The 15,431-nt window shown below is 46.9% G+C and carries 6 protein-coding genes; 1 reads left to right on the forward strand and 5 read right to left on the reverse strand.

What is annotated here, in order from left to right; all coding sequences use genetic code 11:
• Window positions 1–44: 44 nt before the first annotated feature.
• The 5 genes from ASD24_RS10280 to ASD24_RS10300 all read right to left on the reverse strand — a co-directional run bounded on the left by ASD24_RS10280 (window position 45) and on the right by ASD24_RS10300 (window position 13,603).
• Window positions 45–2,750, reverse strand: a complete 2,706-nt coding sequence (locus ASD24_RS10280; RefSeq protein WP_056695179.1) for a beta-glucosidase — start codon at window positions 2,748–2,750, stop codon at window positions 45–47.
• A gap of 541 nt (window positions 2,751–3,291) precedes the next feature.
• Window positions 3,292–8,265 (reverse strand): DUF4132 domain-containing protein, encoded by a 4,974-nt coding sequence (locus ASD24_RS10285; protein WP_056695185.1) that lies wholly within the window; start codon window positions 8,263–8,265, stop codon window positions 3,292–3,294.
• Window positions 8,266–8,290: 25 nt separating this feature from the next.
• Window positions 8,291–8,710 (reverse strand): hypothetical protein, encoded by a 420-nt coding sequence (locus tag ASD24_RS10290; protein ID WP_056695187.1) that lies wholly within the window; start codon window positions 8,708–8,710, stop codon window positions 8,291–8,293.
• Window positions 8,711–9,178: 468 nt separating this feature from the next.
• Complete coding sequence (gene nasC / locus ASD24_RS10295; RefSeq protein WP_082560364.1) at window positions 9,179–11,308, reverse strand: assimilatory nitrate reductase catalytic subunit NasC; 2,130 nt, start codon at window positions 11,306–11,308, stop codon at window positions 9,179–9,181.
• Between the two features lie 36 nt (window positions 11,309–11,344).
• Entirely contained in the window at window positions 11,345–13,603 is a 2,259-nt protein-coding gene (locus ASD24_RS10300) for an FAD-dependent oxidoreductase (protein ID WP_056695191.1), read from the reverse strand.
• Between the two features lie 426 nt (window positions 13,604–14,029).
• On the opposite strand from ASD24_RS10300, the gene ASD24_RS10305 reads away from it, so the two are divergent.
• Complete coding sequence (locus tag ASD24_RS10305; protein WP_056695203.1) at window positions 14,030–15,259, forward strand: nitrate/nitrite transporter; 1,230 nt, start codon at window positions 14,030–14,032, stop codon at window positions 15,257–15,259.
• Window positions 15,260–15,431: the final 172 nt, after the last annotated feature.

Raw genomic sequence — 15,431 nt, forward strand, 5'->3', positions numbered from 1 at the left:
AAAAAGCCGCGGCCCTAAGGCCACGACTAATACATCTATTCCTTCTATTTACCGGAAGGACTTCCGATATTCACACTACCTGTCAGACGGACATCATCCGAAGCGCTGCCGACATAGATAGATACTTTACCTTTAGGCATGATCCATTCATTCGACTTCTCATCCCAATAAGATAAGGCACTGCGATCTAGCTTGATGTTTACACGCTGTTGTTTACCCGCTTTGAGATCTACCTTAGCCCAACCAGCAAGCTGTTTGGCTGGTGTCTCTACTTTTGTTGGCAGATTACCTACGTATACTTGAACCACTTCGGCACCCGAACGTTTGCCTGTATTGCGTAAGTTGAGAGCCACTTCTACCGTTGCATCGTCTCCCTTGCCACTATTCTTCACATGCAGATTGCGGTAATCAAAACTTGTATATGACAGACCATGACCGAACGCAAATGCCGGTGATAGGCCTTGCTTTTCATATCCTTTGTATCCTACAAAGATCCCCTCCGAATAGTTACCTACTCCGTTGACACCAGGGAACTGCTCTGCAGTTGATACTGGCGTTTGTTGGTCATCAGCAGGGAACGTTACAGGTAGTTTACCTGAAGGATTCACATCCCCGAACAATACCCTAGCAACAGCATTTCCTTGTTCCTGACCAGCATACCAAGCTTGTACAATGGATGGCACTTCTTTTTGCCAAGAATCCATCTCTACAGCTCGTCCACTCATCTGTACTACAATCGTCTTCGGATTAGCTGCTGCAACCTTGCGGATCAACTGCTCCTGATTGTTAGGCAGTTCCAGATCGGAACGATCTACGTAACCTTCGCTGTCATACGTACGTGTCACGACAACCGCTACGTCAGATTTTTTAGCCAGTTCAACGGCCTTTTCCATTTTGGCATCCACTGCGTCTTCCGGTGCTTCCCAGCCAAAACGAACCTGCGCTCCCATATCATGATTCGACTGTACTGGGAAATCCGTGCGATATTCAATACGAATATTATGGGATTCTCCTTCTTGCAAGGTAATACCCTTCTTCGTTGTGCTTAGAGTTGCACCCTGATTGTCCACAAGAAGCTGATCATCCACATACAATTTAGCAGAGCCTAGGCTCGTTAGAGATAGCTGATATTCTCCTGTTTTTGGTGCTGTGATTGCACCTGTCCAGCGAGCAGACATTTTGCTGTTAAACTTGGTCGGTGTCACTGGAAGTTTAGAAGACTGTGCATTGAAGCCTTCATAGTTGTAAAATCCAAGATTCATATTGACCTGATTGTCTGTGCGAACAAGTTCAGGGTCACCTTCCATATCTTTATTCGTCCAATATTCTGCATGAAGGCCGAATTCTGCTTGATCTGTCCCGTAGTCCTGCTCACTCTTCTGAGCATTAGCTGGAGACAAAATTGCAGACGGTACCGCAGATGGGCCGTTAAATGCATCCCCTGCCGAGACAGGGTCTGTTCCCGCTGCATACTTCACATCAACGCCTTTTCCGGCACGTTTCCGAATGCCTTCCAATGGGCTCACGGTATACGTTGGGTTAACCAGACTGCTACCGCCTCCAGCCGCAGATGCTGTATCTGCATCCGGACCGATTACAGCAATAGAGTTCAGCTTATTATCGGAGAGTGGCAACATATTATCATTATTTTGCAGCAAAACCATACTCTCTTCTGCAAACTGACGAGCTTTCGCTCCATCTGCCTTCGCATTGATTGTTGTATTCGTTACAGGCTTATCGAACAGCCCTTTATCGAACATTTGAAGCAAAATACGTCTAACCTTTTCATCAATGGTTTGTTCGCTGACCTCGCCTTTGTTCACGGCCTCCAGTAGCTTACTTCCCCATTTACCGTACGGCTCACCTGGTGTTTCCAGATCGAGTCCAGCATTAGCGGATTCGACCGTACTGAAGTTGGCACCATAATCACTCATCACGAAGCCTTTGAAACCAATCTGATCCTTCAGTATGTTCGTCAGCAGCTCTTGGTTCTCACAAGCATATGTACCATTCACCTGGTTAAATGAACACATCGCTGATCCTAGATCGGCTTGTTCTACCACAGCCTTGAACGGTCGTACATACACCTCTTGAATCGCACGCTCACTTGCTGTTGCGTTGGTCGTAAAGCGCTCCGTCTCCTGATTGTTCAGAAGGTAATGTTTCGCTGTCGCAATCACGGGATTGCTCTGAATTCCCTTCACATACGCTGCCCCCATACCAGAAGCCAGCAACGGATCCTCACCCAGCGATTCGAAGTTACGAGAGCCCCATGGTGTACGTGCAATATCCAGCCCAGGGCCAAGTACTACATTGTGTGTTGTATTATGAGCCTCTTGTCCGATCAGATCACCGTATTTCTTGGCTAGATCTGTATCCCAAGATGCTGCCAGAGCAATCGGCGCAGGCAATGCCGTGGACTTTTTATCCTGAACATCCGGGTTCGCTACCCTCACACCTGCAGGCCCATCAGCCATCTGTAGTGCAGGAATGCCTAGACGCTCCAGCCCATCATTATAGAAACCATAATAGTTATTGACTTTACCTGTCACAAACCCAACCTTCTCTTCTAGCGTCATCGCTTGAAGTAACAGTTCGGTACGGTCCTCCGCAGATAAGGATGTGTTCATCCATGGGCGGTCTGCCCCAGATTCTGCGGCGAAGGCGTGTAACGGCATAGCCGCAACCGCCACGATGATTAACACCATAAACCATCGTTTAAGGGAAATTAGATTGAATCTTCTGTTCATGTTGCGCTCTCCTTCTCTCTTGATCATTTGTCTCGTACACATGCTTGAATACATGTATACAAGGGAATGCAAGCTGACGTCTTCCCAGCTCTTCAAGCATTCAGGTAAGCCTTGCATCTTACGTTCAGAAACGATCGCTTACAAGCAAGCGAGCTATTTCGCTTTCTTACGATAGCTGACCCACGACGAGATTGCATCCCCTTAAATATGGAAATAGGCTGGATAAACGGCTCCTAGTTCTTATGCATCATGCGGTTTTAAATACACTTAACAACAAAAGAAAGCGAATTAATTACATTTCCGTAACAATTTTTGTACAAAATATTCACTTTTAAAAACAGTCTTATAGGCCCATTTGGATTCTCCTAGTTTATACAATTAATTATCAATATCAGGAAGGATGCGTAGTGCCCCTGGGTCCAAGGTCATTTTGAAATCGGATACACCACATAAACTTCATGAATAAGAACATAGAGAAGTAGCCGAAGTCCCTTTTAACAGGTACTCCGGCTATGTTTATGACTTATACCAAGACATCATTCTAGTTCTGCAATTGGGCAAGAATCTGAGGATCCTTGATTTTCTTATCTTCGGCCAGCAGCATAATCTTGGATAAAATCTCCGCAGTTCTTGGATCTTCATCCAAGAATGGCAGGAAAATTCGTCCACGGTGCTGACTATGCACAGGTACAATGTGAAGCGCTCCTGTCGCTTGCTTGAACACATTACCGCTACCTAGATGAACAGCATATTCTCCCAGCTCACCATCAATACGCGCATAGTTCCCGTCCAAACGGACATTGTCTATTTTCAGCAAACGCAGAGATTCATTAACGATCACATGACGCATCTCAATTGTCGTCAAACTTGCTTCTGGATCTACTCCGCCCACATGTGCAATGCTCACAACCAGATCAATATCTCGCATGACCTCAGAGAAGAAGATCGGTGGTACATCTTGTAATGCTACAGGCTTGTACGTCTTGCGATCATAGAATTGAACTGTCTCCAGCGTAGGTGACTCCGTATCAGCCGGGGAGAACCAGTCTGCCATCGCATACAGATTGGCAATCAGGTTATGCTCATAACTCACCTTCTGTAGACCTTCTTCATAACTTACTGTCCACTGGCGTCCTTTGAGCAGAGCCACGGTCTTTTGGGTTTGAATCTGATATCCAGCATAGCGCCGGGATACAGTACCATTCGCCAGTTCATCCTCATTAGGCAGATACAACTCTCGGAATACCTGCTTGAATGGCTGCCGCTCCTGACGGGTGAATAGATCACGTTGGAACTCACTCCATTGACCACTGTTATACAGATGTAACGCATGTGCAATCAACAGCTCATCTTGATCTGTCAGCGGGTGGATAGTGCCTTCCTGATCCACGTTAATTAGACCACCTGTCGATGCATCGAATCGCCCTACGTATTCACCGGTCTTGAATACAAGGTTGCTCACTAAAGGTCGAAGAACTGGATTCTGGAACAGACTCGAAATCTCTTCACGGGTAAAAGCAGTCTCTGATGTCATGGAGCGTTCAAGCTCCTGTCTAGCTCTGCGATACTGCTGTACCAGGTCTGATTTTAACTCCTTCAATTCAGTAATATATCCATCCTTCTTAAATCTTGCAGGCACAGACTTAAGTGTCTTTCCTTTGCTGATCATGACGAGATCTGGCTGCCCTTCTTCATCAATGACCAATTGTGCTGTCGTCGTCTCATCAAGCTCATGAGGCTCGAAATAAGACTTCATCTCATCTAGCTTGCGGGCTTCCATACCCCAGATCAGACGTGTGATATCGGCATAGCCTGCATTTCGAGCAAGATTCCCCAACGCAATCTGGGATGCAGCTCCCTCGCTAGCACGTCGCTGTGCTCCGAATTGTTTGCTCTGCATTAGAAACTTCTGAATGAAGTCATACCGTTCACGTAGGTCTTGCTCCCGCTCTTCAGCAAATGGAATCAGACTGTATGTCAACAAATGATCCTTGTTACGCTTCTCTTCAACAGACTTCCGCATATCCTCGAGGCGCAATTTCCCTAGAGCAGCATCTGCAAACAATTGTGATCTGCGATGATTAGCTCCGCCTGATATATACTTGGCACAATCATATAACAGGTTGAAACGTTCCTCGCCCACAGCTGCGTATGCTTCTTCAAACCAAGCAATATCAAAAGCGCCATCGTTGAACTCTTGTGGTGAAATTGGAGAATAATGCGCCACAATCGTTTCTTTTTCCGCCGTAAAGCTCTCGTTAATGTGGGCATGGAAGTACCATGCTGCACTACGCAGCCCTTCCCAGCCTAGATATTTCGCCACAATCTCCATCCACTGCGGCGCGTACATTGCCGCCTCAAGCAATTTCTTCTCCTGAATTGGATACCGTTCTAGTAGCTCGTGTAGAAGATCTTCATTCTCACCATCTCTTGGATGACATTTCTGAATCAGATAGCTGAATGTTTCTTTGCGTGTCGTGTTATTCCCGTAACCATAAATATAACCACGAACGAAGGTGTCCTGATCCATTGCGGAGACAAGATGCACCCAGTGCTCCATGCCTTCAATTCGATCAAGCTTCATCGCAAGTGTGCTAACTTCTGTAGATAGCTCACCCCGCGTTAATTCAATCTCCACAATACGGTTAACAGCGGTATCCCGTATATGAACCATCTCTGGATCATCCGCAACACCCTCGGTACGGCTATACGTTAAATCTCGAATGAAGCCATGGCGATCTGCACCCATCAACAATTGTTGATAGATCTCCTGATCATCAATTAAATCTAGTTTGTAAGCACGTAAAAAGTCTTCCAGTGATAACAAGTTTAACGGATGTGTATCTTTAACCAGGTTCTTCAATTGATAGGCTGTCTGGAAATAACGCTTAAAGCTATGGTCATCATAGATTCTGCCGCGTACAAGGTAATTCCATGGACCGGTTAAGATATGAAGCATACCCGTTTCCTTCTCCAATTGCTCCTTCGGCATACTCGCTATAATAAAGGCCCATGCCTTCTCAGCAATCTCGAATGTATCCGCCTTGTCACTATCCTCAAAAGCAGCTGTAACGATCGCTTCCACTTGCTCGGAATACGTCAATTTCTCAAATAGTTCCTTCAACTGCTCGATATAAGATAGAGGATAGATCTGCTCTGCAAATTCCTTGCGCCAACCCTCCAGCAACGGAATCTTTCGCAGTTCATCATATTCATATGCCTGACTATAATAGCTGTAGTGGTCGTCCAAATTTTTATTCAGATTGTGGAATCGCATGCTGAAAACGAGCTGTAGCAATTCCTGGTGATCCAGACCATTACGCTTAATGAATTCCTCCCACACCTCATGTAATGGGAATTGCTCCATTAAAGGCATTTCATTACGTTGCGTATAAGGAACCGTCGAGCGTAGGTTAGCTCCAACCAGAAGTGTTTCTTTGTAGCCCGCGTAATACTCCACTTCATATTCCACATCTCTATGCTCATGCACCAACGCATCAAGCGCACCAAGGAATTGTTCCGCCTTTTCCAAGGAAAGGGTGAACATCTCCTTCACATTAAAGCTACCGAAATCACGCTGCTCTTCAAGCAAAGGCTGCTTCCGTGAAGGATCGAACAAACCAAATCCATTTGCAGCGGTATACTGACTATTCTGCTCGTTCAACTTATCCAGCAATTTCTGCTCCTTAGCTGTCGGGGCTGTGATCAACTCTGCTAATGGCTGTAATCGGTTTTGTTGTGATGTTCGCTCCGGATCGGATGCGATCTCTGTCAACAATTCAAGCGCACCTAGACGCTGCAATTCACCTTTGGCAGTCAGAAGCCGTTGCAACGCACTCTCAAGCTCATCTACAGGTTGAAGCAGAAGCACCTGTATGACCTTCTGGCGTAGTGAACCAGTCTTTAATTTGAGCAAAGCCTCAAGTTGCTTCATTTCCTCTGTCGTTAAGGTAAGCTTCTTCAGTTTAAGAAGCGCACTTTCACGGTTCGTCATACTTTTATCCGATAAACTATCGAGGATAAACTGTCGCTGTACCTCCTGTTGAGGATCTTGTAAAAATAGAGACAGAAGCTCCCCTCTCAGATCGGCGCTGAGCTTGTCTTTTAACGCAACCACTTCGCTAATCCATTCCGGATCCATATCGTAGGCTGCTAAATAGAGCATCTTCTTCACGACATCATCCGCATCAATACGATACTGAACAAATTCAAGAACGCCTGACGACCCTCCCGCGCCTGCCTGAGGAATGACGTCTAACATCTGCTTGAATAGATCAAAATCCCGTCGCCGTACAGCTTTATCTGAAAATACAGGTAGAGGCCAGACATACACTCTGCGCTGTTGATCTCCATCGTCAAACCGACCCCAGTCATAGGTGTACATCGCATCGTAATTTTGGACAATCCAGTGCATTAACTCTATGTCATGTCCACCAAGATACTGACGCGCCAGACTTAATCGCAGTTCTCGGTTCTGGCTGTTCGCAAGCACATATTGAGCGACGATCTGTTGATATAATTGGCCTTGATCCATGATCTGGATCACCTTAGCTCCCAATTCGCTCTCTTCAATTACTGCCGTAGCCCAGAGACTAATAAACAGTTTGTTTGCGTTATCGTCGAGTTGCCATGCTGCGCGTATCTCAGGATCAACTAGAGCCTCGTGAGCCTGCGTTATAAGCTGGGTCGCAACCCGTTGATTTGCCGCTTCAATGCCAATACCTGTCCAGACAGCAAGCGCGCGCACCACCGAGCTGAACCGGATCAGATTGTTGTCGATGATAATTTTTAATATGTATACATACGCCTCAATCGTACCTTCATCCATACGCTCTACGATACTCTGCCGCAGTCCCTCCTGCAGTCTTGCAGCAACCAGCAGTTCACCCACCATCTGATACGCTTCGGTCTGGTTACTCAGTACAATGCCTTTGATCATCTCGCCGCTTAACAGTGCATTCTGGTTGTCTCCATAGATGATGTCATGTAATGCCTGCTTCATTTCGCCGTTATCATGATCCAGCTCATAGGCGATGCAATCAGGGAGTACCCATCGAATTTCGTATTGGTAATCGAACTTGTATTCACGAAGTGACACATACTCGGTCAGAGAGAATGCACGGATCTCCATACGGAACAGTCCGACTAGCTTGCGTAATACTTGACCCATATGCAGTGCGGGATCAGATGTACGGAACGGTCTGCGTTCATAGTTACTGCTGTATGGATACTTCGGTGCTTGCTCCGCAATATAACGGAACCGTGCACATAGTTGCTCACTTGCCACATGTCCCAGTATGTCTAGAACAGGCTGGAACAATGGCCGACCAGTGTCTGCCGCCAGTTGTAATAATGTATGTCGCATATTTAAATAGAGCTTTTCATCTTCACGCAAATAACCTAATCCAGCCAGTTCTACAACATAAGCAGCCAGCTCATGCTGTTCCTCAGGCAATGATGCTGCCTTTTCCCGTAACTCGTTCAGATATCCCGGTTCCTGCTCTTGCTGATTCATCTAATTCTCCTCCTTGAGATACGTCCTACCACAAACGACCGGCAAGCATGGTGAACCGGATAAAGACTAGCTCATCACCCTCACGCAGTGTTAACGGCTCATCCAATTGATGTACTTCTTCTTCATTAACAAACACTTTATATAAACCATCTTCATGTGCTAACACGGCCGTTTCAATCGCCTGCTGCAATTCAGGAATCCCTTCATTATTAACCGCCCCAAAGCCCACTTTCCCCGCAGCTCCCTGGGATTCAATCTCTTCAGGCATGAGGTATGCAAGCCAATCTACCTGGTTTTTCTTGTCCTCTAGTGCCTGTACTTGCCGAGAAACCATGTTACCGATGAGTTGTCTCAGCGTGCCCGTTGTTTCCGGAAGTTCGGTAGCTTGTTTGGCGAGAGCAGGTTTTCGTTTGCCCAAGCTCTTGACTGTGACCCATACGTTCACTCCGTCTCCCCCTTCCTATAAATGAACTATAAATATTTACACTGACCACTCCGATGACAGAATAACCCTTCGATCGCTGTTATCCCCAGATTTTTTTTGATTCCCTTTCCAATGGGGAAAATCCGGGGATAAAGGCGAACGCTTCGCTTCTTCACGTTATTTCTGTCCTCTCCGTTCTTGTGTAAATTGCTAGTTCAATTTATCTATTAAATATATCCATTATCTCATTGATCGGCCCTTGAGTGCCAATTACAGAGCTTGATTACGAGACTACCTTATCAAAATCAAAATAATGCGTACATATGTGCCCCTATTTAGTATAATAACCAAATCTTTCTTCACATACATGAGTCATTTCTCACGTTTTATATGAAACCTATGGACTACCTCATAATCTAGCAAAAATAAAGAAGGTCCCCTCTCATTTAGGGAAACCTTCTGTTCATTTACACAAAAGTGTATATCATGTCATACCAAACGCAAAGGACGGATCGTAACCGCTGCCGTCTTGAAGCCGGGCATACGACAATACGGGTCCAGTTCAGGTCTTGTAGCTCTATTCACATTCTGAATGCCGCCCCAGTGCATCGGTACAAACAACGTATCTTCACGAATATGCTCCTTCACTCTGCTTCGAACCGTGAAGCTACCATACACAGATTGAACCTCTACCCACTCACCATCCCGAATGCGGTGACGAGAAGCCGTAGTTGGATGAAGCTCAACAAAGTTTTCCAGCTCACGAGCTTCAAGTGTCGGGCTTCGATGCGTCTGTACGCCGGTAAGATAATGCGGAAGCACACGCCCATTCGTGAGGATTAGAGGAAATTCTCGGGACACTTCATTCCAACCTGGACTCGTCTCTGCAGTAAAGGAGGCTCTGCCGTCGACGTGAGCAAAGCGTTCAGCAAATACTAATCCTTCTCCCGTGGTCTCCACTGACGGGCAAGGCCAATAGATTCCTTTTTCAAGACGTAGTCGTTCATACGTGATTCCATAATAATCAGCAACGCCTCCCCGGCTGGCTTCTCGCAGTTCATTAAAGATCTCCTCAGCAGACTGGAATTGAAAATACGAAGCCTTGCCCATCTCCACAGCGATGCGACATAAGATGTCCCAATCATGAAGCGCCTCACCCGGTGCTGGTATACCTTGCTCACGAAGAAGAACACGGCCTTCCAGATTCGTTAATGTCCCCTCATTCTCCAGATAAGCCGTAACGGGTAGCACTACATCTGCCATCCGCGCTGTATCCGAGAGGAACATATCTGCCACGACTAGAAAATCCAGCTTACGCAGTCCTTCTTCCACCAAACGTACATTAGGATTCGACACCACTGGATTGGAGCCCATCACGAATAGACCACGAATCTTCTGATCATGAACGAGTTCCATCATTTCATAAGCAGAGACCCCTTTTCCCGGTAAACTCGCTGGGTCTACACCCCACACGGATGCAACATAGGCACGATCTTGCTCATTTTCAATTGAACGATAACCTGGTAATTGATCGGCTTTCTGACCATGCTCGCGCCCCCCCTGACCGTTACCCTGACCTGTAATTGCGCCGTAGCCACAGCCAGGTTTACCTATATTGCCTGTCGCGAGCACCAGATTCAAAAAATGCCGAACCGCCATATGTCCATCAGTCTGTTGTTCAACCCCACGGGCAGTCATAACCATTGCTGTATCTGCCTGACCATAAGCAAGCGCAGCCTGACGAATCTGTTCAAGCTCAATCCCACACTTGGCAGCAGCCTCTACCAGATCCATCTCCGCCAGTTCTTGTTGTAATTGTTCAAACCCATGAGTCCGATCCCCTATAAACTGATGATCTACAGCGCCAGCATCTATAATTAGCTTCATCATAATATCTGCCAACAACGCATCCATTCCCGGTTTAATCTGCAAATGAAGATCAGCGATCCCCGCAGTGGCAGTCTTGCGTGGATCAATCACGATAATAAATGCTCCATTTTCTTTTGCCTCATTAAAGTAGGGAAGCAGTGTAGACTGACATTCGGCAATATTCGTACCAGCCAGCACAATGCAACGTGCGAGCGGAATATCCGACAAACGAAACGTTAGTCCTCGATCCATGCCAAACACTTTACTGCCAGCCGAAGCCGCTGCCGACATGCAGAACCGTCCGTTATAGTCGATGTACCGCGTTCCAAGACCAACCCTTGCGAATTTTCCGAGTAAATAAGCCGTCTCATTGGTAAGAGAGCCCCCGCCATACACACCAAGTGTGTCTGCCCCATAACTCTCTTGCAGATGGCTGAACCGTTCCGATATGAACTGAATCACTTCGTGCCATGAACTGGTTACAAGTTCACCGTTCCGACGGATCAGTGGATGCAACAAACGTTCTTTGCTGAGTGCATGTTGATGTGCATTCATGCCTTTGACGCACAATCGTCCCTGTGAAGCGTTATTCGGGACACCTTCTACGACGTACTCCGCTCGGCGTTCACCTGTAACGGGCGCTGCCACTTCGCTCACCTTCATCTTACATTGCACACTGCAATAGGGACACTGCGTTTCCTGTACCTGGAGCATTGAAGCTGTCTTCTCTGCATTGATAGATGGTGTCATCCTCATCCCGCCATTCCACTAAAATGATCATTCACATCATTTCTGACCTTGCACAGCCGTCCTGCCATATGATGAAACTGTTTCCCGAGCATCCGACGCACTCGCCATCTCGGCGTTCTTTCTAATCACTAGCTCACCCTGCAACTGATAATCCAGCAGTGTCTCTCGAATCGACATGAATCCTAGTCGCTCCGACCATGCCCACATCGGTTCGTCAAATCGCGCTGTCTGGCGATACCACTGGAGACACGCCGAGGTAAGCCGCACCGCATCCTCTACCGTTTCCGCAAGCCCTAACAATCCACCTTGCTTAACGGGCTGCTCTGCATGACCGCCAACATATACCTCCCACCCAGCAGGAGAAGCTTGCAGACCTACATCTTGAACAACAGGGCTAAGAGGTGACGACAGCCTTGTAGCTACCGCAATTCTAACTGGAGCAGGCATCGCCATACCTCTCCACGTCAGACGAAGTCGTTCAGTTAAGAGTCCACCCATATCAGACCCCGAAAGAGCATCATACATAGCATCATCACTGTACACGAGAGTTCCATGAGCTTGCCCTGCCCCGTAAACACCCCATTCACGATCAGAGTTCATACCCGCAACTCCACGTTTTAGTACTTGTGCATAATAACGAAGTGCTGGTTCGCAAACCTCACATCCCGATGCTGTTTCCCAGCTCAACCTTTGCAGTAATAGATTCTTCTCTGACTCCCAATCGGTTCCGTGTTGAATATCCAATGTCAGTCCGGCTGAAGAATTTTGCTCCCGGTACATCTCTTCCATCACACTCTTGAGTCCATCATGTCCCAGCGTTGTACAGCCACATATCGGTAGCTCCGTCTGATCTGCTTCGCTATCCGCAGCAGTACTCGCGCCGCTGCCGTTCTTCTGGAGATTGTGCGTGTGCTTCACCAGAGCTACGACCATGGGACGACATCCACCACATGAGCCGGATGCTTTTGTTCGCTCCTTAACCTGATCTGCATTCTGTAGCCCATGCTCTTGGATCGCCTGCATGATCGCCAATTTGCTAACATTGTTGCAAGCACATACTGTATCCTGTGCAGGTAATGCTGCCGCCGCTTTTTCTGCCGGATCAGGCTCTCCATCACGTGGTCGTAACTCAGCTACGTCAGCTCCCCGTTGAACAAGACTGAGCAATGCAGTTCCTTCCGTCGTATCCCCAAACAAAATAGCCCCTCGAACCTTGCCTGCTTGCATAAGCACCTTCTTATAGGTTCCCTGAACACCATCCAGCATCTGTATTGCTGTCTGCATGCCTTCACCGCTAATGTCTCCTGCGGAGAATACATCCACCCCAGATACTTTCAGTTGCGAATAGGGAATTGAGCCTGCATACGCTCCCGTTTCCTGCTGGCATAACGTACGAGCTAGAACCTTTCCTTGTTCAAACAATGGAGCCACCAGTCCATAACTGATCCCCCGATGCTCCGCACATTCACCAACCGCATACACATCTTGAACACTGGTACGCATAAAATCATCAACAACTATGGCACGATGGGTATAAATTCCACTCCGTCTAGCTAACTCGACATTGGGGCGAATACCTACAGCTACGATCACCACATCCGCTTCGAGCCTCGAACCATCCGTAAAAGCTAGACCTTGCGCTTGGGATCTGCCCACAATTTTCTGCGTATTCTTCGATAGAAGGAACTTCATCCCTTGACTCTCCAGTTCCCGCTGTAACATATCCGCGGCTTGGGCATCCAACTGACGGTTCATGATATAAGGCGCGTTATGAACGATAACCGCATCCATGCCAAGATGTAGAAGTCCTCGAGCGGCCTCTAGTCCAAGTAAGCCACCCCCAATAACAGCAGCCTTGCCGTATTGCTTCGAATATTGAGCCATGCGTGTACAGTCATCCACTGTTCGAAATGACATCACTCTCTCTTTGTCTACTCCCGGAATCGGTGGAATGAATGGGGATGATCCTGTTGCTAGAATCAGGATGTCATATGATTCCTTCATTCCAGATGCTGTCTCTACATATTTCTCCTGCGTGTTGATTCCAGTAACCGTCTCTCCTGTATGAAGCCGAATTCCATGCTGGTCATACCAGCTCCAATCGTTAAGAATGATATCCTGCACCGTATGCTCGCCTTGCAGAACTTTGGACAGCATGATCCGGTTATAGTTAGGCCTTGGCTCATTACCATAAATCACAATGTCATACGTATGTGGAGCAATGGCAATGATCTCCTCGATGCACTTCACGCCAGCCATACCATTTCCGATGACCACCAGCTTCTTTTTATCCATGAGCTACCCCCTACTCGTTCACACGCTGATAAAAAAACAGAAAAATCCCTTCTCCATCATTCGGAAAAGGGCACCGTTGCCTCCGGAATTCACACGTCATTGTGTGAATTCATATTAGATTCAGATTAAGTTAAAATTTAATTGATGTCAACAAAATTAACATAAAAAGAAGGTTGGACATTAAAAATTAAGTAATTTTAAATTCCATGTAATTTTTGTTGACATACTCGAATTCCTTTTTTATAATTTGAATCAAAATCACAGTGCTGTGATCCTATCGGGTGCGGAAACACAATGACGTGTTACGCCAGTCGGCAAAGAGGCCGCAAATCGTTCAATGAACTGGACGATTTGTGGCCTTTTTCTATTGGATCACACACCACGTGTAAGAAATATTTTCAATTGGATGAGGAGCGATGATGGATGATGGAGAGCAAAAGTTTTTGGAAAAGCGGGCATAAGCCTACCCTCTTTGGCGCATTTTTGTATTTTGATATCAGCTTTATGATCTGGGGTATGCTTGGTCCACTAGCCGTTGTCATTGCCTTGGATTATCCGATGACTCCCCTAGAGAAGGCTAATCTCGTGGCACTCCCTATTCTGGGCGGCTCAATTCTTCGACTTGTACTCGGATTTATGTCCGATTATATTGGCCCGAAACGAACGGCTCAGATTGGTATGATTGTCACCATTATCCCCTTATTATTAGGCTGGTTATGGGTAGAATCACTAAGCCAGTTATATGTGGTCGCACTTTTGCTCGGTGTAGCAGGTGCTTCATTCGCAGCAGCCTTGCCACTCGCAGGACAGTGGTATCCGAAGGAACATCAAGGACTTGCCATGGGGATCGCAGGAGCAGGGAATAGCGGAACCGTTCTCGCTACATTGTTCGCTAACCGGTTAGCCACTCACTTTGGCAGTTGGGAAGTCGTATTTGGTCTAGCGATTATCCCCATCGTGATTGTATTTTTCCTCTTTTCCATCTTCGCCCGTAACAGTCCGAACCGTCCTGAACCGAAGAAATTATCTCAATACGGAAGCTTGTTGAAGCAAAGAGATGCTTGGGTGTTCTGCGCGTTCTACTGTGTAACGTTTGGCGGTTTCGTTGGATTATGTAACTATCTGACCATCTTTTTCAATACTCAATACGGACTGTCACCTGTTCGTGCAGCAGATATCACTACCTTTTGCGTTATTGCAGGCAGCTTCTTCCGACCTGTTGGCGGCTATCTGGCAGATAAACTCGGTGGGACACGCATGTTAACCTTCCTCTATACAGGAGCATGTATCATGCTAGTAGGTGTATCCTTCATCCCTCCACTTCCTGTAGTTGTCGTTATGTTATTCCTAGGTATGATGTGTCTCGGTGCCGGCAATGGTTCCGTGTTCCAATTGGTTCCTCAACGGTTTGGCAATGAAATTGGGCTCATGACCGGAATCGTTGGTGCAGCCGGTGGACTTGGTGGATATGCACTGCCTCTCATTCTCGGCCAGTTGTATAGCTCTTATCAATCGTACACGCCGGGCTTTGTCATCCTTAGTCTGATTGCTGCAGCATCCATGTTGTTGGTGCTGGTTATGCAATCCAAATGGCGTGCTCACTGGTTGAAAGGCTCCGTTACGAAACAAGCCGATGCTCCCTCCATGTCCTCCTAATGGCACCCGAAGATGGTTTGCGGTATGGCATGGGTTAGAAACTTTGCATACAAAAAAACAGCGACTGCCTTGTGTAAACTGTACCCTATAGAGTAGACACTTTAAAAAAGTCTCTCTATGGGGTATTTTTTATGTATGCCACCAAAGAGACCGGAATGGAGATACAACAATG

Origin of the sequence: Paenibacillus sp. Root52 (assembly GCF_001426865.1) — a bacterium.
Lineage (GTDB): Bacteria > Bacillota > Bacilli > Paenibacillales > Paenibacillaceae > Paenibacillus.

Bases quoted from the DNA above. Each gene is read 5' to 3' on its own strand.
- ASD24_RS10300 (WP_056695191.1), bottom strand. From the start codon at position 13,603: ATGGATAAAAAGAAGCTGGTGGTCATCGGAAATGGTATGGCTGGCGTG.
- ASD24_RS10280 (WP_056695179.1), bottom strand. From the start codon at position 2,750: ATGAACAGAAGATTCAATCTAATTTCCCTTAAACGATGGTTTATGGTG.
- ASD24_RS10305 (WP_056695203.1), top strand. From the start codon at position 14,030: ATGGAGAGCAAAAGTTTTTGGAAAAGCGGGCATAAGCCTACCCTCTTT.
- ASD24_RS10285 (WP_056695185.1), bottom strand. From the start codon at position 8,265: ATGAATCAGCAAGAGCAGGAACCGGGATATCTGAACGAGTTACGGGAA.
- nasC (WP_082560364.1), bottom strand. From the start codon at position 11,308: ATGACACCATCTATCAATGCAGAGAAGACAGCTTCAATGCTCCAGGTA.